Annotated in this window: 17 protein-coding genes; 10 read left to right on the forward strand and 7 right to left on the reverse strand. The window is 66.9% G+C overall.

Going from position 1 to position 18,878, the window contains the following annotated elements; all coding sequences use genetic code 11:
* Window positions 1-96 precede the first annotated feature (96 nt).
* Entirely contained in the window at window positions 97-630 is a 534-nt protein-coding gene (locus tag AC5P66_RS11110; protein ID WP_495216312.1) for a hypothetical protein, read from the forward strand.
* 474 nt (window positions 631-1,104) lie between these two features.
* Here AC5P66_RS11110 and AC5P66_RS11115 read toward each other — a convergent pair whose 3' ends face one another.
* The gene (locus AC5P66_RS11115; RefSeq protein ID WP_478489058.1) at window positions 1,105-2,271 is read right to left on the reverse strand and encodes a PQQ-dependent sugar dehydrogenase; all 1,167 of its coding nucleotides are present in this window, start codon (window positions 2,269-2,271) and stop codon (window positions 1,105-1,107) included.
* 168 nt (window positions 2,272-2,439) lie between these two features.
* On the opposite strand from AC5P66_RS11115, the gene yiaA reads away from it, so the two are divergent.
* Window positions 2,440-2,892: an inner membrane protein YiaA gene (gene yiaA, locus AC5P66_RS11120; protein ID WP_495216313.1), complete on the forward strand. Its 453-nt coding sequence runs from the start codon at window positions 2,440-2,442 to the stop codon at window positions 2,890-2,892.
* A gap of 107 nt (window positions 2,893-2,999) precedes the next feature.
* Here the strand turns inward: yiaA and AC5P66_RS11125 are convergent, their stop codons facing one another.
* The 6 genes from AC5P66_RS11125 to AC5P66_RS11150 form a co-directional block, all read right to left on the reverse strand.
* Complete coding sequence (locus AC5P66_RS11125) at window positions 3,000-3,323, reverse strand: hypothetical protein (RefSeq protein WP_049411344.1); 324 nt, start codon at window positions 3,321-3,323, stop codon at window positions 3,000-3,002.
* Window positions 3,324-3,433: 110 nt separating this feature from the next.
* A complete protein-coding gene (locus tag AC5P66_RS11130) occupies window positions 3,434-4,735 on the reverse strand; it encodes an APC family permease (protein WP_099495491.1) in 1,302 nt (433 codons plus the stop codon).
* Complete coding sequence (locus AC5P66_RS11135; protein ID WP_495216315.1) at window positions 4,732-5,493, reverse strand: L,D-transpeptidase family protein; 762 nt, start codon at window positions 5,491-5,493, stop codon at window positions 4,732-4,734. Before AC5P66_RS11135 ends, AC5P66_RS11130 begins: the two co-directional genes overlap by 4 nt.
* 15 nt (window positions 5,494-5,508) lie before the next feature.
* Window positions 5,509-6,357, reverse strand: a complete 849-nt coding sequence (locus AC5P66_RS11140; protein WP_049411335.1) for a MurR/RpiR family transcriptional regulator — start codon at window positions 6,355-6,357, stop codon at window positions 5,509-5,511.
* Between the two features lie 535 nt (window positions 6,358-6,892).
* Window positions 6,893-7,987, reverse strand: coding sequence for a dipeptide epimerase (locus AC5P66_RS11145; protein WP_012478950.1), 1,095 nt, complete (start codon window positions 7,985-7,987; stop codon window positions 6,893-6,895).
* Window positions 7,988-9,424, reverse strand: coding sequence for a C40 family peptidase (locus AC5P66_RS11150; RefSeq protein WP_495216317.1), 1,437 nt, complete (start codon window positions 9,422-9,424; stop codon window positions 7,988-7,990). It lies immediately after the preceding gene.
* A gap of 132 nt (window positions 9,425-9,556) precedes the next feature.
* Here AC5P66_RS11150 and AC5P66_RS11155 point away from each other — a divergent pair, with 132 nt between their 5' ends.
* The 8 genes from AC5P66_RS11155 to AC5P66_RS11190 all read left to right on the forward strand — a co-directional run bounded on the left by AC5P66_RS11155 (window position 9,557) and on the right by AC5P66_RS11190 (window position 18,864).
* Window positions 9,557-11,029 carry a transglutaminase-like domain-containing protein gene (locus tag AC5P66_RS11155; protein WP_495216318.1) on the forward strand — a complete coding sequence of 491 codons (1,473 nt, stop codon included), beginning with the start codon at window positions 9,557-9,559 and terminating at the stop codon, window positions 11,027-11,029.
* Between the two features lie 51 nt (window positions 11,030-11,080).
* Window positions 11,081-14,080 (forward strand): TonB-dependent receptor, encoded by a 3,000-nt coding sequence (locus AC5P66_RS11160; protein ID WP_495216319.1) that lies wholly within the window; start codon window positions 11,081-11,083, stop codon window positions 14,078-14,080.
* Window positions 14,068-15,654, forward strand: coding sequence for a serine hydrolase domain-containing protein (locus AC5P66_RS11165; RefSeq protein WP_495216321.1), 1,587 nt, complete (start codon window positions 14,068-14,070; stop codon window positions 15,652-15,654). The genes AC5P66_RS11160 and AC5P66_RS11165 overlap by 13 nt, the downstream gene beginning before the upstream one ends.
* Window positions 15,587-16,300: a M15 family metallopeptidase gene (locus AC5P66_RS11170; protein ID WP_495216322.1), complete on the forward strand. Its 714-nt coding sequence runs from the start codon at window positions 15,587-15,589 to the stop codon at window positions 16,298-16,300. The genes AC5P66_RS11165 and AC5P66_RS11170 overlap by 68 nt, the downstream gene beginning before the upstream one ends.
* 189 nt (window positions 16,301-16,489) lie before the next feature.
* Window positions 16,490-16,861, forward strand: a complete 372-nt coding sequence (locus tag AC5P66_RS11175) for a hypothetical protein (RefSeq protein ID WP_111190825.1) — start codon at window positions 16,490-16,492, stop codon at window positions 16,859-16,861.
* 232 nt (window positions 16,862-17,093) lie between these two features.
* A complete protein-coding gene (locus tag AC5P66_RS11180) occupies window positions 17,094-17,510 on the forward strand; it encodes an EF-hand domain-containing protein (protein ID WP_019662197.1) in 417 nt (138 codons plus the stop codon).
* Between the two features lie 84 nt (window positions 17,511-17,594).
* Entirely contained in the window at window positions 17,595-18,344 is a 750-nt protein-coding gene (locus AC5P66_RS11185; protein ID WP_495216323.1) for an HAD family hydrolase, read from the forward strand.
* 31 nt (window positions 18,345-18,375) lie between these two features.
* Window positions 18,376-18,864, forward strand: coding sequence for a hypothetical protein (locus tag AC5P66_RS11190; RefSeq protein ID WP_495216324.1), 489 nt, complete (start codon window positions 18,376-18,378; stop codon window positions 18,862-18,864).
* The last annotated feature ends 14 nt before the right edge of the window (window positions 18,865-18,878 follow it).

The following is an 18,878-nucleotide window of genomic DNA, read 5'->3' on the forward strand; positions in this document are numbered from 1 at the left end:
TAGTGGCACTGACGACTTAATCCCCTCCGTCCCCTTTTTGTTGCCGTCACTGTGGCGGCGCTACCATCGGTGTTCTTCAACGATGGATGCCCGCGCATGCGCACGATCGCTGTCTTGATTCCCGCCCTCTTGCTGGCGGCCTGTTCGCAGCCGGCGCCGCCGGCCGAGCCTGCAGCGGATGCGCCGCCGCCGATGGAGGCCAACGCGGCAGCTACGCCTGCCGCTGAACCCACTGCCGCCGCACCGGCCGTGCCCGAAGCGGAGGCGCCTGCCGAGGACGCGCGTGCGCGCATCGAATCGCTGCTCGGCGATGCCGCGCAGTTCGAGAAGGTGTTCAATGCGTTCAAGGCCGCTGTGGTTGGCGGAGATCGCGCTGCGGTGGTCGAGCAAGTGCGCTTCCCGCTGAACATCAGCGACGGAAAGAAGATCACTGGCCCCGGTGAGTTCCAGCGGAACTACGAGAAGATCATCACCCCGGCGGTGGTCAAGGCGGTGTCCGGGCAGGACTTCGGCAAGGTCTTCGTCAACCAGCAGGGCGTGATGATTGGCAGCGGCCAAGTGTGGTTGAGCGGCCAGTGCCTGGACCAGGCCTGCACGAAGATCGAGGTGAAGGTCATCACCATCCAATGAACGCAGACGGCCCCGCTCGTGGGGCCGTCTGGCAAGGGTAGTGCCGGCCGCTGGCCGGCAACCGCAGGATGCCGGAAGGATCCAGGGTGCCGGCCAGCGCCCGGCACTACCGGCGTGCCTTGCTGCCGTCTTCCAGCAGCCACAGCGCACCGTCGGGTGCGCTCGCCCATCACGAAGACCGAGGTGAAGGTCCCCCGCGTGCGGGGCCGTCTGGCAAGGGTAGTGCCGGCCGCTGGCCGGCAAACCGCAGGATGCCGGAAGGATCCAGGGTGCCGGCCAGCGCCCGGCACTACCGGCGCGCCTTGCTGCCGTCTTCCAGCAGCCACAGCGCACCGTCGGGTGCGCTCGCCCATCGAAGACCGAGGTGAAGGTCCCCCGCGTGCGGGGCCGTCTGGCAAGGGTAGTGCCGGCCGCTGGCCGGCAGCCGCAGGATGCCGGAAGGATCCAGGGTGCCGGCCAGCGGCCGGCACTACCTCAGGTCTTCGGTGTGAGCTTCAGCAGGCGCGCCTTGCTGCCGTCTTCCAGCAGCCACAGGGCGCCATCCGGGCCCTGTTCCACTTCGCGGATGCGCTCGCCCATGTTGAAGCGTTCGGCTTCGCGCGCGCTGTCGCCGTCGAAGGCCACGCGCACCAGCGAGGTCGACGACAGGCCGCCGATGAAGCCGCTGCCCTTCCACTGCGGGAACAGGCTTCCGCTGTAGATCACGAAGCCGGCCGGCGAGATCACCGGCGTCCAGGTCACCTTAGGGGCGGCGAATTCCGGGCGGGTGTCGTGGTCGGGAATCGGACGGCCGTCGTAGTGGTCACCGTTGGAAACGATCGGGTAGCCGTAGTTGGCGCCACGCACGATCAGGTTCAACTCGTCGCCACCGGCGGGTCCCATCTCATGCGCCCACAGCTTGCCGTTGGCGTCGAAGGCCATGCCCAGGATGTTGCGATGGCCCAGCGACCACACCTGTGCGGCAACCCCGCCCTGCGAGGCGAACGGGTTGTCGGCGGGCAGGCTGCCATCGTCGTTGAGGCGGATGATCTTGCCGAGGTTGCCGCCCATGTCCTGGGCCGGATCGAACTTCTGGCGCTCGCTGGAACTGATCCACAGCTTGCCGTCGGGGCCGAACGCGAGGCGATGCCCGTAGTGGCCCTCGCCGCTGACCTTGGGGCTCTGCCGCCAGATCACCTTCAGGTCCTTCAGTTGGCCACCGCCGTTGGCGTCCAGTGCCAGCGTGGCCCGGGCCACCGCGGCACCGCGGGTGTCGAGCGTGCCTTCCTCGGCGTAGCTGACGTAAACAACATGATTCCGGGCGAAGTCCGGGTGCAGGATGATGTCGCCGAAACCACCCTGGCCACCATAGGCAACCTTGGGAACGCCGGTGATCTCGTGCTTCTGCCCGTTGGCCGGGTCCAGGTGCTGCAGCTTGCCGCGCTTTTCGGTGACCAGCAGGCTGCCGTCGGGCAGGAAGGTCATGGCCCAGGGCTGGTCGAAGCGGCTGACGTCGGTGGCGGTGAACGGCCGCTGGTCGGTGGCGGTGGCTGCAGGAGCTGTGGCCTGGGCGGTACCCGAAGCCGGATCGGCGGCATTGCAGGCGGAGGTGGCAAGGATCGGCACAAGGCCGAGGGCGAGCAGCAGGGGCGTGCGGGTCATGGGTATCTCCAGTGCGGGGATGCGGATGGCCGGGCTGTCCCTTGTATACCACCGGCGCCGTGAGCGTCGTGGCCCGAAGGTCCTGCGCCCCCTGTGCGAGCGCGGCGGGATCGTCTAGGGTGGGCACGCCCGGGCAAAGCGTGCCCGCCTGCCTGCCAAGGACCTGCAATGAATACTGCCATGCCCCACAAGCCGTCCACCGCCTTCATCGCCGCCTCCTGGGTGGCCCTGCTGCTGGGGGCGGCGGCGTACCTGATCGGCCTGTTCAATGCCACGATGGCGCTCAACGAGAAGGGCTACTACCTGACCCTGCTGCTGTTCGGCCTGTTCGCGGCGGTGTCGCTGCAGAAGAGCGTGCGCGACCGCGTCGAAGGCATTCCGGTCAGCGGCCTGTATTACGCGCTGTGCTGGTTCGCGTTGCTGTCGGCACTGATGCTGCTGCTGGTCGGCCTGTGGAACGCCACGCTGGCACCCAGCGAGAAGGGCTTCTACGGCATGGCATATGCGCTGTCGCTGTTCGGTGCAGTGACTGTGCAGAAGAACACCCGCGACCTGATCGCCGCCGGTGGTGGCGAGCGCAAGCGCAGCGCGATCGTGCCGCCGCTGCCGGAACAGGAATGATCGATCCGGTGTAGAGCCGAGCCATGCTCGGCTCAGTCGAGCATGGCTCGACGTTATAGACGTGGTGCGAGAGCCGAGCGTAGGCTCGGCTCTACAGCAGCCTGGCGCTATCGTGCCAGCCGCGGATCCGCCAGTTGTGCGTCTTCCCAGCCACGGCGCACCGCATTGCGTGCCTGCGTCCATTCCAGGCGGCTGTGGCCACGCTCGTTGGCCCAGCGCGATTCCAGCTCGGCTTCGACCTGCTCGTACGCGCGGATCATGTCCTGCGCGCGCGCGGCGTGGCCGATCCGGTAGGCCGGCTCGTAGTCCTCGAAGAACAGCTGGTCGTCGTAGTACGGTTCGGCGGTGTAGCGTTCGCGCCAGTAGTTGCTGACCGCATCGCGCGGTGTGCTGTCGTCCGGTACGCGGCCGGGAATCTGGTACTCGGTCATGGAAGGCTCCGTTATGGACGAAGCCTGATCGTGCCTGCGTGGCGGTTAACCGCCCGGTCCGGCAGCGTGATCGCCAAGTCAATCCGCCCGGCGTGGCCCGGCACCATCGATCACCCGGCGCTGGCATCCTTGCGCGGCAGCCTGTAGATCACCGCGCCGATGGCAAACGCGACCAGTGCGGCGGCAATGTTCTGCCAGCTGGCGCTGGCAAACAGGGCCAGGCACAGCAGCAGCGCCAGCACCGGAATCAGCGGGCCACCGGGCAGCTTCAACGCGCCTGGGCGATCCGCGTAGCGCTTGGCCAGCACCAGGACGGCGGCAGCGGTGCCGATGTAGGCGAACAACCGCGTGGTCATCGACAGCAGGGCGAGCTGCACGAACGAACCGGACAGCGCCAGTCCGAGCGCGATCAGGCCCTGGCACAGGATCGATGCGGCCGGCGTATGGAAGCGCGGATGCACCTGCGCCAGGATCTTCGGCCCGTAGCCATCGCGGGCCAGCGCGAACAGGAAACGCGGGCCCATCATCATCGTGTTGCTGTTGGTACCGAGGATGGAGATGGTCGCGCCGATGGTCAGGATCAGCGCCAGCGCCTCGCCGCCGAAACCGGCTGCGGCATCGGCCAGCGGCGTGGCCGAGCTGGCCAGGCCGGCCAGCGTACCCTGCGCCACCACCTGCACCGCGCCATAGATGACGGTGACGGTGATGATCATGGTGATCAGCGCGAACGGAATATCGCGGCGTGGATTGCGGTACTCGCCGGCGGCGGCCGGGATGTTCTCGAAGCCGGCGTAGGCGTACAGCAGCAGCAAGGCGGCCTCACCCATCCGTTGCAGGTCATGCGGGTCCGGGCGCTGGCCGGAGAAGGCCAGCTGTGGGTCGATATAGAACGCGCCGATGGCCACGAACAGCAGCAACGGCAGCATCTTGCCGATCACCAGCACCACGCCGGTGCGCGCGGCCGAGCGCACGCCGATGATGTTGACGCCGGTCAGGAAGCCCAGCGACACCACGATCACCGCGATGCGGCCCATGCCGACGCCGGCCCATGGCCAGAAGCGCGCGACCGCATCGGCCAGCGCGTTGCTGAGTGCGGCCGCCGAGCTGATGCGGGTCAGCCAGATCATCCAGCCGATCTCGAATCCGGCGAAGCGGCCGAAGGCCTCGCGTGCGTAGAGGTAGCTGCCACCGGGTTCATCGAAGTAGCTGGCGGCCTGCGCGTAGCACAGCACCAGCAGCGCGACGACGATGCCAGCGGCGACCACGCCCCACAGGCTGAAGGGGCCGAGCAGGGCGACGGTGGCGGCCGGCAGCAGGTAGATGCCGCTACCGATCACATCGTTGATCGACAGGCCGACGATCTGCCAGCGGCTGACCGCGCGCTGCAGCTGTGGTTCGTCCTGCGCGCTCAACGGGCGCCTCCGCTCAGCGCGGGCAGCTGCCACTGCACCTGCAGTCGCTGGTACTCGGTGCGCGGCAGCAGCACGAAGCGCGGCGTATCCTGCGGCCGCAGCCAGTCCAGCAGCGCCTGCATGCGTGCTTGTGGCATGGCGGTACAGCCGGCGGTGGCCTCGCCGGGCGTGCGCCACAGATGGGCGAAGATGCAGCTGCCCTTGCCAGGCTGGTTGTCCGGGTTGTGGGCGATGACGAAGCCCTCCCGGTAGCGCACGTCGCCCTTGTTGTGCAGGTCCAGCCGCATCGGCTCGGTGGAGCCCTTGACCGCTGCATTGCCGACCTTCTTTTCATCGACGATGCGGTTGTAGAACGGCGAACCGGGTACGTCCATGCAGTAGCTGCTGTCCAGCATCGGCTGGTAGGGCATGGCGGTGCCGCGGCGGGTGACGGCATAGCCGAACGCACTGCCGAGCGCGAATATGCCGGCCGGGCTGCGGCCATCGCCTTCCTGCTTCTGCGGTCCATCGGCCTGCGCCGGATGCAGGCCCAGGCCCCAGGCGCTGCCGGTGCGGCCGAGCGCCACCGGGAACGCCTTGCCATGCGGGTGCCAGCCCTGGCCGTCGCGCACATAGGCCTGTAGTTGCCCCTGGGTGCTGTCCCAGCCTTCGCTGGTGACCACGATCAGCTGGCGCGCGCCATCCAGCGGCGCCGCGTGAACGGACACCGTCGCAGCAAGCAGCAGTGCGGTGGTGGCAAGGCGGACCAGCGATTTCATCAACAGGTGCTCCGGTCAGGAATCCAGCAGGTGGTCGATCCGCTCCAGGTTCACCGCCAGCTGCTGCCGGCGGTCCGGATTGGTGTGGCAGAGCAGCACGAACAGGAAATCGAGCAGGGCGTGCATGGCGCTACGGTACAGCAGCTGCGCGACCTGCGGCGTGCGGTCGTGCGCGCAGACCGCCAGTGCCGCATCAGCATGAGCGCGCAGCGGGTTGGCAGTGTGGCGGGTAATGGAAATCACCTTGCCCCCCATGTCCTGGAACTGCCGCGACAGCTGCGAAAGCTGTGGCAGGTTGCCGAATTCGGAGAACACCAGCAGCGCATCGCCGGGACGGGCGGCCGACAGGTTGGCCAGCATCAGGATCGGGTCGGTGTGCGGCACGACCAGCAGGCCGAGCAGCGACAGCCGCATGGCGAACTCGCGGGCGAACAGGCCGTCGTCACCCAGGCCATGGACGAACAGCTTGGGTGCGCCGTCGAGCAGCTGCACGATGCGCTCGATCTCCTCGCGTGGATTGGCCTGGCGTGTTTCCTCCTCGGCTTGGGCCTTGCTGCGGCGCAGGGCCTCGCCCAGGCGCAGGTAGTCATCGCCGCCGTCGGGTTCGCTGGGCGCCTGCTGCGGGTCGGCACCGGCGCGGGCCACGTCCTGGCCGATCGAGTACTTCAGGTCCGGGTAGCCCTTGAAGCCGAGTTTCTGGCTGAACTTCACCACGCTGGACTGGCTGATGCCCAACGCGCTGGCCAGCTGCTGCGACGAGTAGTCGCGCAGCAGGTGGGCGTTGTCGAGGATGAAATCGGCGATGCGGCGCTCGATGGCCGACATCTGCCCACGCTCGGTGCGGATCTTCAGCAGGGGCGGCATGCGGGGTGTCCGAGGGGCGTGCGTTGGAGCATAGGGGAACGCGTTGCGGTTGGCAGCGTAGAGCAGGTCATGGAGTGGGTCGGGCGGGTGGGGTTTGCAGGGGACGCCGTGAATCCGTCCATGGAGGCTTGGCCGCGCCATCCTTGGCGCGGACACCCCTGCAAGCCCCACCCGCCCGATCCCGGACAGATCGCGCGCGTGCCAGCCGCGAAGGGGATACGGGGTAGAGCAGAAGCAAGAGCAAAAGCATCCACGCATGGCGTGGATCCACGGGATGCAGTTGTTGCCTTTGACGTTGAGTCCGCCTTGTAGCGAGCCGAGCACCGCAGGTCCGGCGAGGGCGAAGAGGCGCGGGTGTCTGAGCGTAGCGAGTTCCCGCGCCGTCCCTCGACGGGCCGAGGAGCGCAGGGAACCGGTGCGTAGCACCGGCTCGCGGCCGGCGGAGCGTTTCTTTTGGTTACTTTTCTTTTCGCGAAAAGAAAAGTAACGCGCGACCCAGCGTCAGTGGCACGCAACGTCAGCCGCAAGGCAGAAATCAACCCAGCATCTCCAGCCCACGCACTTCGGTGATGCCCAACCCCGGCACGTCGCTGATGCTGATCTCCGATTCGTTGAAATGCACGCCGCCGCTGACCGGGTCGAACTGGCCCAGCGAGGGACCGTCGAGGTCGACCTTGGTGATCACATCGCTCTTGGCCACGGCCAGGTGCACAGCCGCAGCCACGCTGATGCTCGATTCGATCATGCAGCCGATCATGCACGGCACGCCGTAGATGCCGGCGATGTCGGCGATGCGGATCGCGTTGGACAGGCCGCCGGTCTTCATCAGCTTGATGTTGATGATGTCGGCCGCGCGCTGCTGGATCAGGTCCATCACCTGGCTGGGGCTGAACACGCTTTCGTCGGCCATCACCGGCGTGTTGACGCGGTCGGTGACGTACTTCAGGCCACTGATGTCCGCGGCCTTCACCGGCTGCTCCAGCAGCTCCAGTACCACGCCGGCTTCCTCCAGCGTGCGCATCGCATGCACCGCCTGCTTGGCGGTCCAGCCCTGGTTGGCATCCAGGCGCAGCAGGGCGCGGCCTTCCACGGCGGCATGGATCGCCTTGACCCGTTCGATGTCCAGGCCGATGTCCTTGCCGACCTTGATCTTCAACGACTCGAAGCCGCGTTCGATTGCCGACAGCGAGTCGGCCACCATCTTGTCGATGTAGTCCACGCTGATGGTGATGTCGGTGGTGATCACCGGGTCGCCGCCACCGAGCATCTGGTACAGCGGGGCACCGTGCAGCTGCGCCCACAGGTCGTACAGCGCGATCTCCACCGCCGCCTTGGCGCTGGTGTTGCGCTCCATCGCGGTCTGCACCAGCGTGCACAGGTGGTTGAGGTTGACCACGTCCTGGCCGATCAGGCGCGGGGCGATGAAGTGGCGGATCGCTTCGATGATCGAGCCGTGCGTATCGCCGGTGATCACCGCGGTGGCCGGTGCCTCGCCGTAACCCGTGTGACCGGTGTCGGTACGGATCAACACCACCACGTCTTCCACGGTTTCCACCGTGCGCAAAGCGGTCTTGAACGGTGTCTTCAACGGCACGCGCAGCATGCCCAGTTCGATGGCAGTGATCTTCATTCAGAGGGTCTTGGCCCGCAGGCGCTGGATGTTGGTGATGCGGTCGATGTAGCGGACGGTATCGCTGGCCATCATCGGCTCCAGCGGCGTGACCGAAACACCATTGAGATGGGCCTGCACGCGCGTGCCGTCGGCACCGAACCAGCTGCCGCCCGCCGTATCGTGGATGACCCAGGTGCGGCCGTCGACGTGGCCGATGGCCATCATCACATGACCGGGAATGTAGACCAGGTCGCCCACCTGCAGGCTGGTGACGGCCCGGTCGCGCACCGCCTTGCCGTCCTTGCCGCTGAACGGCAGGCGGTCCAGTGCCGGACTGACTGCCTGTGCACTGGTATTGCGTGGCAGCAGCACGCCGAAGCTGCGGTAGATCTCGGAGACGAAACCGCTGCAGTCGCGGGTGTCGTAGTCGTGGCCCCAGCCGTAGCGTTCGCCCAGGAACTTGAAGGCCTGCTGCAGCAACAGGCGTGGGGTCAGCGGCAGGTAATCGGCGGCGGTGTCCTGCGAGCGCGGCAGCAGCGCTGGTACCAGCTTCAGGCGGCCATCGGCTTCGCGCACCGGCAACTGCACCACCCACGAGGCATGGGCCTGCTGGCCGTTCACCGGTTCGGCGGCAGGCCAGTCGGCCAGCACCGGCAGGCGTATACCCATGTCCAGCTGCAGGCGCGAGACACGCGGTTCTTCCGGAGTGTAGGCGGTCTGTGCGGTGGCGCCGGTGACGATCCGGTACGGGCCCTTTGCGCCGTAGCCGAGCACCGTGGCCTTGTCGCCGCTGGCGATGGCCTCGGCCTCGATCCACGCGCTGTAGCGCTCGCTGTGCACGAACAGCCAGCGGCCGTCGGCGCTGCGGTGGACCACGGCGACCTTGTCGCCGGGGAACAGTGCCGATTCCTGGAAGCGGTCGATGTCGGTGTCACCGACGGTGCTGAAGACGCGCTCGCGGGTGGGGAAGGTGCGCAGCGCGGCACGCTTCACCACCAGCCCGTAGGCCGGTGCCACCTGTGTGGGAATCGCATCGAGGCCGAGGTTGGCTTCGATCGTGCTGCGCAGCGCGGGTGCGATCGCCTGGCCCTTGTCGTTGTAGAGGGCGCGGGTGGGCCAGCTCGACAGCGCGGTGATGCTGGCGCGAACCGTCGCCGCATCAAGCTGGGCGGGCAGTGTGGCGATGTCCTGGATGTGGCTGTCCTGCGCCCGCATCCGCGCGTTCTGTGCTTCGATCTGCGCGCGATCCAGAATCGGCGCATCGGCGTTGTCCAGGCGCGCGGCCCAGTACTGCGGGGTCAGATAGGCCTCGTGCAGGCCGATCACATAGGGCAGCGGCGCACCCGGGTCGGCCGGTGGGGCCGCCTGTGCAAAGGCCGGAGCGGCCAGCAGGCACAGGGCCAGGGTCAAGCGGCGCGGCCAATGCCGGTGCCGTTCGCGGAAAGCCAGGCTCATGCGGTGCACACCCTCCTCGAATGCCTGTTGGAATATTTATTCCTTTTGGCCCCGAAAGCAAGAATAAATTATTGACCAACATCCCGGCCCGTGTTACACAGCCGTTACCACCCGCGCTGGGGAAGTGTCGCTGTGGATCCTGCCGTTCGCAAACCGCGTCTGACTGCCGCCGCCGGCCTGGTTGCCGTGTTGCTGCTGTGGGTGTCGGCCACGCACGCAGCAGGCGAGCGCAGCAGCCAGCAGCGCGCGCGGGGAGTGCAGGTGATCGACCTGGTCGACAGCGGCCGTTTCCGCGACGCCGATGCGCAGCTGGCCACTACACCCGCCGCCACAGACGAGGCGTTCCAGCGCGAGCGCATGCGCCGCATCCGCCTGGATTTCGCCCTCGACGAAAACGCCGCCAAGGACGCCGTACGGCGCGGCATTCCCGATCTGACCGACGAGGAATTTGCGCGCTGGGACCAACTCGGCCTGATCGAGCATCTCGATATCGATGGCAAGCGTTGGTACTTCAAGCGCGCACCCTCGAACCTGTTCCTGCTCAGCGACGAAGCACGCGCGCGCCGCCGCGCGGATGCACCGATGCCGCCTCCGGGCCCCAACGAAGTGCTCAACGCCCACCACGCAGGCGTGGTTGCCGCGGCCGAACAGAGTGGCCAGGCGTCGGTACTGCCGCAGCGCTATGAATTCACCCAGTCGCTCACGGTGAAAGCCGATGTGGTGCCCGCCGGTGAAACGATCCGCGCGTGGATTCCGTACCCGCGCGAGATCCCCGGCCAGCAGGAGCAGGTGCAGTGGCTGGGCAGCAGCCCGGGCAAGGCGCGCGTGGCTCCGGCCCATACCCGGCAACGCACCGCCTACCTCGAAGCCAAAGCGGTCGCCGGGCAGCCGACCCGCTTCGAGATCCGCTACGCGGTCACGATCTTCGCCCGGCATACCGCGATCAACCCGGCCGTAGTGCAACCGACCCCGGCCGATCCGGCCCTGAAGCCCTACCTGGCCGAGCAGCTGCCGCATGTGCGCTTCACCCCGGCGCTGAAGCTGTTCTCCGACCAGGTGCTGCAGGGCGAGACGCGCCCGTATGAAGTGGTGCGCAAGCTGTTTGCCGCGGTCGACCGCATTCCGTGGGCCGGTGCGCGCGAATATTCCACGCTCAGCAACATCAGCGACTACGCACTGCGTGCCGGCCATGCCGACTGCGGGCAGCAGACCCTGCTGCTGATCGCGCTGCTGCGCCTGAACGGCATCCCCGCACGCTGGCAGTCGGGCATGGTGTTCTCCGACGATGGCAGTGGTTACAGCAACCTGCATGACTGGGGACAGGTCTACCTGGCGCCGTATGGCTGGCTGCCGATGGACGTGACCACTGGCGCACTGGCCAGCGATGTACCGGCACTGCGCGACTTCTACCTGGGTGGCCTCGATGGCTACCGCATCGCCTTCAACGATGATTTCGGCCAGCCCTTCGTGCCGGCCAAACAGCATTACCGCTCGGAAACGGTCGACTCGCAGCGTGGCGAGGCCGAGTGGGCAGGCGGCAACCTGTACTTCGACCAATGGAGCTACGACTTCCAGTGGCGGGTACTGCCAGCCAGGCAACGCTAGCGCGACACATCGCATTCCACACCATTCAATTCTTGCAGGAGAGAGCAGGGGATGAAGGCTTACAGCATCAAGCGGGCGGCGTTGTGCGTCGCCCTTGGGGCGTGTCTGGGCGTGATCGCGCCCAGCGCATTCGCACAGGATGGTTCAGTGGTCGGCCGGCTGGTCAGCGATGCCGGCCAGGTCCCGGCCGGTGCCACGGTGACCGTACGCAACCCGGCAACGGGCTTCGTGCGCTCCGTGCAGGCCGACGCAAACGGCAGCTACCGCATTCCGCTGCTGCCGGTCGGCACCTATGAGATGGAGGTGAGCCTGCCCGTCGGAGGGGCCAGCCGCGTCGGCCAGGTGACGGTCAGCCTCGGCAGTGCCACCACGGTCAACGTGCCGCTGGGTGCGGTCAGTACCCTGGGCACCGTCGAAGTGCGGGCGCCGCAGGTGGTGTCGATGGTGGATGTGAAGTCCACCGAGTCGGCCACCAACATCACCCGCGAGGAACTGTCGCGCCTGCCAGTGGACCGTGACATCACCGCGGTGGCGCTGCTCGCGCCGGGCGCGGTGAAGGGCAAGGGGTCCTTGGGCGGGCAGGGCATTTCCTTCGGCGGTTCGTCGGTGGCCGAGAACACCGTCTACATCAATGGCCTGAACGTCACCGACTTCTACAACCGGGTCGGCTTCTCGTCGGTGCCGTTCTCGTTCTACCAGGAGTTCCAAGTCAAGACGGGCGGCTACTCGGTGGAGTTCGGGCGCAGCACCGGCGGCGTCATCAATGCGGTGACCCGCTCGGGCAGCAACGATTTCAAGGCCGGTGCCGAACTGGTGTTCGAGCCGCGCGCGTGGCAGTCGCAGGCACGCGACCGCTACGACGGCAGCGGCAGCCGCTACATCACCGCCAGCCGCGACGACTACAGCCGCAGCGCGCTGAATGTGTTCGCTTCCGGTGCGCTGGTGCAGGATCGCCTGTTCTTCTTCGGCATGTACGAGGCGCGCGACTACCGTCCCACCTCGACCAATGATGCCGGCACGCGCCTGAGCCAGGGCAAGGCCGATGATCCGTTCTGGGGCGGCAAGATCGACTGGCAGATCACCGACACCCAGATGCTGTCGCTGTTCGGCTTCTCGGACAAGAGCAAGACCCTCACCGACGTCTACGCCTACGATTACGCCACGGGGCAGACCGTGGGCGAGCGCAGCAACCAGATCTACAACACGGTGGGTGGCAAGAACTGGTCCGGTACCTACAGCTGGCAGGTCAACAACGACCTGACCATGAAGCTGATGTACGGCGAGAACAAGCGCAACCGTGTGCAGAGCTCGTTGATGGACCAGAACTGCAACCGCGTGTTCGACAACCGCACGGCCGGCCAGGGCGTGCCGCCGTCGCTGCAGGGCGACCGCAGCTGCACCAGCAGCTCGCAGCTGGAGTCGGCGCTGGACACGCGCAAGGCCGCGCGCGCGGACTTCGAATGGACGTTGGGCGACCACCTGTTGCGGTTCGGCCTGGATCGGGAAGAGAACACCTCCGATTACAGCCGCGCCTATCCGGGCCCGGGCGGCTTCCGCTACGACATCTACTACCGCACTCCCGGCAGCTCGCTGAACGGTGGCGTGGTGCCGGCCAGCGGCGTGGTCGTGCGCACCCGTCGCTATGAAGTGGAAGGGGCCTTCGAGACGATCAACTCGGCCTACTACCTGGAAGACAACTGGCAGGTGACGCCGAATCTGCTGCTGAACATGGGCCTGCGCCTGGAAGCCTTCGACAACAAGGGCGGCGACGGCAGCAGCTACATCAAGATCGACGACATGCTGGCCCCGCGCCTGGGCTTCTCCTGGGACGTGCGCGGCGATGGCACGACCAAGGTGTTCGGCAACCTGGGCCGATACTTCCTGCCGGTGGCCAACGTCATCAACATCAAGCAGGCCGGTGGTTTCCTCGACGAGCGCACCTGGTATGAGTTCCTCGGCTACACCGGCGCAGCCAACAACATCCCCAACCTGGGCGCGCAGATCGGCCCAGTGGACAACTCGCAGGGCGACGGCAGCGTGCCGGACCTGCGCGCGGAAGTGAACCGGGACATGGACCCGGTCTACCAGGATGAAGCGATCCTGGGCTTCCAGCAGATGATCAACGAGGCCTGGTCGGTAGGCGCCAGCGTGACCTACCGGCGCCTGCACAATGCCATCGATGACATGAACATCACCGCGACCGGGCAGTGTGGTGCCATCGACGGCGTGTGGATCATGGGCAACCCGGGGCGCACCAACACCGTGTGGGGTGACACCGACTGCGACGGCCGCAACGATGGCTGGATCAGCATCGACACCTCGAAGGAAGGTTGGGCGCTGTATGACGACAACGGCAATTATGTCGGCCAGCGCGGCTGGGTGAAGCCCAAGCGTGACTACAAGGCGCTGGAACTGCAGGTCGACCGCGCCTGGGACGGCAAGTGGGGCTTCAACGCGTCCTACACCCTTGCATACGGTCGCGGCAACGCAGAAGGCCCGGTCAACTCCGATACCGACTTCGCCGATGCAGGGCGCACCGAGAACTTCGACAACCCCTGGGTCAACTACGGTGGCTATGGCTACCTGGCCAACGACCGCCGCCACCAGTTCAAGTTCCGTGGCAGCTACGCATTGACCGAGAACCTCAGTGTGGCGGCCACGCTGGGCGTGCAGTCGGGCAGCCCGATTACCCGCTTCGGCGCCGGTAATCCGTTCGACGACACCGACTTCCACAGCTACTACGTGTGCGTGTCCAATTGCCAGGCGACGGTTCCGTCCCAGCGCGTGTTCGTGCATTCGCCACGCGGTGGCGATGGCCGCACGCCCTGGACCTATGACCTGGACGTGAGCGTCTCGTACAAGGTGCCGATTCCCACCGATCTGCGCCTGAAGCTGGCGGTGTACAACGTGCTCAACCAGCAGCGCGTGGTGACCGTGGACCAGGACTACGAGCCGCAGGACAGCATCGGCACGCCGAACCCGCTGTACCGCTACGGCACCGGCTTCCAGTCACCGCGCTATGCGCAGTTGACCGTGACATGGGCCTACTGAAGCCCGCACGGCAGGCTCGAAACTGCGTCTGCGCGGCGGCGCTGGCGGTGTTCCCGGTTGCGGTGGCACAGACCACCGCGACCGCCTCCCTCGATGCCGACGTCGCCGCAGTCGTCCAGCACGAGCACCTGCCCGGGCTGGCCATGGCGGTGGTCGACAACGGGCAGGTGGTCTATCGCCACGCCGAGGGGACCCGCGGCGACGGCGGCCGCATCGACCAGGACACGCTGTTCAAGATCGCCTCCAACAGCAAGGCGATCACCGCCGCGCTGCTGGCGCGGCTGGTGCAGCAGGGGATGCTGCGCTGGGAGGATCCGGTGCAGCAACATCTGCCGGGCTTCCGCATGCACGATGCGTGGGTGGGCGAGCAGATGCAGGTGCGCGACCTGCTGATCCACAACAGCGGCCTCGGCCTGGGCGCCGGTGACCTGATGCTGTGGCCGGAGCCGAACGCGTTCACCCGTGCCGACATCATCGCGGGGCTGGCGCACCTGAAACCGGTCAGCAGTTTCCGCAGCCGCTACGCCTACGACAACCTGATGTACGTGGTGGCCGGCGAAGTGGCGGCGGCAGCGGGTGGCAAGCCGTATGACCAGCTGATGCGCGAGCAGGTGTTCGAACCACTGGGCATGACCCGCTGCCAGGTGGGGGCGTGGTCGGTGAAGCGCGTGGGCAACGTGGCGCAGCCGCATGCCTGGCGCGGTGATCGCAACGCGGTAGTGAACGCGGATGGAGCGATCAGCCCGGACCTGCCCTCGATGGCCGCCGGCGGCATCCGCTGTTCGCTGCGCGACATGACGCGCTGGATGCAGGTGCTGCTCGATCCCACGCTCGCGCCCGGCTGGTTGGACGCTGAGCAGCGCCGTACGCTGTGGACCCTGCACATGCCGATGGCGCTGGGTGAACGCCAGCGGCGCTGGGACAACGCGCATTTCTATGGCTACGGCTATGGCTGGCGGGTGTCGGACATGGATGGGCAGTGGAAGGTGGCGCACACCGGCACCCTGTCGGGCATGTACTCGTCGCTGGCGCTGTTGCCTGACCGCAAGGTGGGCGTGGTGATGCTGATCAACGGTGAAGGCGAGGATGCGCGCACCGCATTGATGCAGGCCGCGCTGAAGCGCTTCACCGCCCCCGATGAGGCGCGTCCGGCGCTGGCGTACCTGGCCGAACTGAAGGCTGACCAGGCTACGCGCGCGGCAAGCGGCCATCAGCGGCCGGCGACGTCGGAGGCATGGCCGACATCGGACGCCGATCTGCCGCGCTGGCAGGGCCGCTACACCGATCCGTGGCTGGGGCCGGCCTCGCTTTGCCCGGGCAAGGACGGCCTGCGCTTCAGCGTGGACAAGTCGCCCCGGCTGCAGGGGGCCGTGCGGCAGCTGCAGGGGCGCTGGCTGCTGCGTTGGGATACGCTGGGCGAAGACGCGCAGGCGTGGCTGCAGCCCGGCGAAGGCCGCGCACCAACACTGGACCTGCGCGCCATCGATCCGGACACCGACTTCAGCTATGACTTCCAGGACCTGCATTTCACTCGTACTGGCGATTGCCCTGGCGGCGACCACCCGCGCCGCTGAGCCACCGCGCGTTTCACCGGCCACCGACGCGGCCAGCGCCGGACTGGTGGAGATCCGCACGCTGTCGCCGCGCATCGAGCGGGATATCCGCTATGCGGGTGCCAACAACTTCACCGGCGCGCGCGTGCCCGGCTACGAGGCGCCTTCGTGCTACCTGCTGGCGCCGGTGGCGAAGGCGCTGGCACAGGTGGAACAGGACCTGCGCGCCGATGGTTTCGGCCTGCGCCTCTACGACTGCTACCGGCCGGTGCGTTCGGTGCAGGCGTTCATGGCCTGGGTGAACGATCCGCGCGAGCTCTCGCGCAAGGCGCAGCAGTACCCGGATCTGGACAAGCCACGCCTGCTGGCTGACGGCTACATCGCCGAGCGCTCCGGCCACAGCCGCGGTGCCACGGTGGACCTGGGCCTGCTGGATTGCCGCATCGGTGCATGTACGCCGTTGGACATGGGCACTGACTTCGACTTCTTCGGGCCACGTGCGCATACGCAGACGAGCGGGCTGAGTGAGACTCAGCAGGCGAACCGGCGACAACTGGTGCAGGCAATGGCACGCCGTGGTTTCGTGAACTATCCGCAGGAGTGGTGGCATTACACGTTCCAGCCGGAACCGGATCCCGTTACCGCCTACGACGTTCCTGTGCGGTAGCTGGCACCCTTGATGGACTGGGGTCAGAGCCGTTCTCCATAGAAAAACGGATCTGACCCCGACCCTCGCAACGATTTGGTGCGCCATCTCTCGTTGATGTTGCCGGCCAGCGGCCGGCGCTACCGCAGGTGCAGAGCGCCCTCCTGCCGATACCCTTACACTGGCCGCCATCCTACGTTTGCCCACCCGATGAATCTTCCCCTGCACTTCGGCCTGCTCGGCACCCTGGAAGCGGGCGCCATCGCCCTGCTGGTCGGCCTGTTCGTGTACCTCCTGTGGTCGCAGCTGTGCCGCCTGCTGCGGTGGTCGATGGGGCACGCGATCGGCTGGTCCTGCGTCATCGCCGTGATCATCGCCGCCGGCATCGATGCGTGGAAGCTGTTCTACATGGGCATCGTGCGGCTGGAATCGCCGCTGTACGCGCGCATCTTCCTGGCCACCATCCACGATCCGAACGAACTTGGCAGCCGTGTGGTGCTGGAAATCGCCGGTGCGCTCGCCGGTGTTGCTCTTGCGTGGGTGTTGTTCAGTTCGCGGTCATCGGAAAAAACCGTCGACTGACGCAGGTTTTTCGTTGCCTGCCGGTTAAGTGCAGAGGCGCTGAATGCGCATCTTATGAGGCACTCACTTCGCCCTAACCACCGCGCTAACGCATGCGTGGAGGCCAGTGGTTAATCGCGCGTGTGGACGCCGGTCGCGGCGCAAAATCGATTCAGAAACGCGGTGGCAGGGTAGGTGCCGTGCGGAATCAACACGCCGCGCAACACCACCCAATCGGTAGGAGACACCCCTGATGACTATTCGCAACCGCAAGCCCCTGATCGCCCTGATCGTCGCCGCCGGCAGCGTGCTGGCCATTCCGGCGATGGCCCAGTCGGCCAAGCAGCAGGCCGCGCAGGCACAGAACGAGGCCGCCCAGGCGCAGCAGGCAGCGGCACAGGCGGGCCAGGCGGCTGACCAGGCAACCAATGCGGCCGCAGCGGCCTCGGCCCAGGCCAACGGCGGTGGCCAGACCTGGGCCAGCATCGATACCGATGGCAACGGCACCATCAGCAAGACCGAGGCGCAGGTGAACGCCGGCCTGGCCCAGGTGTTCGACCAGGCCGATACCAACAAGGACGGCGAGCTGAGCGCCGATGAGTACAAGGCCTACGTGGCCGCCCAGCAGGCCGGCGCCGGTGGCGCAGCGCAGGGTGCACAGGGCAGGTAAGTCCTGCATCGGGGCGTATGGGAACCCGGGCGTCTTCGGCCGCCCGGGTTTTTTTCGTCACCACGGCCCCTGTATCCTTGCGTGATGAACACCCCCACGCCTGCGCCGTCGCGCGCCATCGGCCTGGTCGGTTTTGACGGTGACGATACGCTGTGGAAGAGCGAGGACTACTACCGCAAGGCCGAGCAGGATTATCTTGACCTGCTGTCGCGCTACGTCGACGTGCATGACACCCAGACCGCGCGCCACCTGCTGGAAGTGCAGCAGCGCCACCTGGGCACCTTCGGCTACGGCGTCAAGAGCATGACCCTGTCGATGATCGAAGCGGCCATCGACATCACCGGCCAGCGCATCGAGGCCAAGGACATCCAGCGCATCCTCGATATCGGCCACGACACCCTGCGCCACCCGGTCGAGCTGATCGACGGTGTGCGCGAAGCGGTGGCGGCCATCGCCGAGCACTACCCGGTGGTGCTGATCACCAAGGGCGACCTGTTCCACCAGGAAGCCAAGATCAAGGTCGCCAACCTGGCCGAGCTCTTCCCGCGCATCGAGATCGTTTCCGAGAAGGACCCGGAGACCTACGCCCGCGTGCTGGCCGAATTCGACCTGCCGATGCAGCGCTTCGTGATGGTCGGCAACTCGCTGCGCTCGGACATCGAGCCGGTGGTCACCCTGGGTGGCTGGGGCGTGCATACCCCGTACGCAGTGACCTGGGCCCACGAGACCCAGCATGGCGTGGCCGACGACGAACCGCGCATGGTCACTGCCGATACCGCCCACGACTGGCCGGCCGCACTGGCGGCGATCGAGGCCAAGGCCGCTGCGGCCTGACAGGGCCCGTCGGCTGCGGCAGAATCGGGGCATGAACCACCGACTGCGCGCGCTGTTGTTGTCCCTGCTGCTGGTGCCGGCCACCGTGCTGGCCCAGCAGACCGCCGAGCGCTCAAGCGCCTACGAAGTGGACACCGGCGACAGCTGGGTCGATGCCCAGCTGCAGGACATCAACCATTACGCCGAACGCTACCCCGACGCCTTCCTCGACGAAGTGTCGCGCTATGCCGACGTGCCGCGCGGCTACATCAGCGCGCTGTTCACCACCCACGGCTGGCAGGCCGGAGACATCTATTTCGCCTGCTTCTGGGCCAAGGCCAGTGGCCAGACCTGCCGCGACAGCGTGCGTGCCTTCAGCCAGGACCCGGAGGGCGGCTGGGAGGCGGTGGTCAAGCGCATGCCCACCAAGCCGGACAATCTGCACTACCGGGCTGTGCGCCATGCCATCGTGGCCAGCTACCAGCACTGGGACCGGCCGATCACGCTGGATGCCACGCTGAAGCGCCAGTTGAAGCGGTAGCGGCGGCCGCTGGC

It is taken from the genome of Stenotrophomonas sp. YJH_SMC_122 (assembly GCF_059369535.1).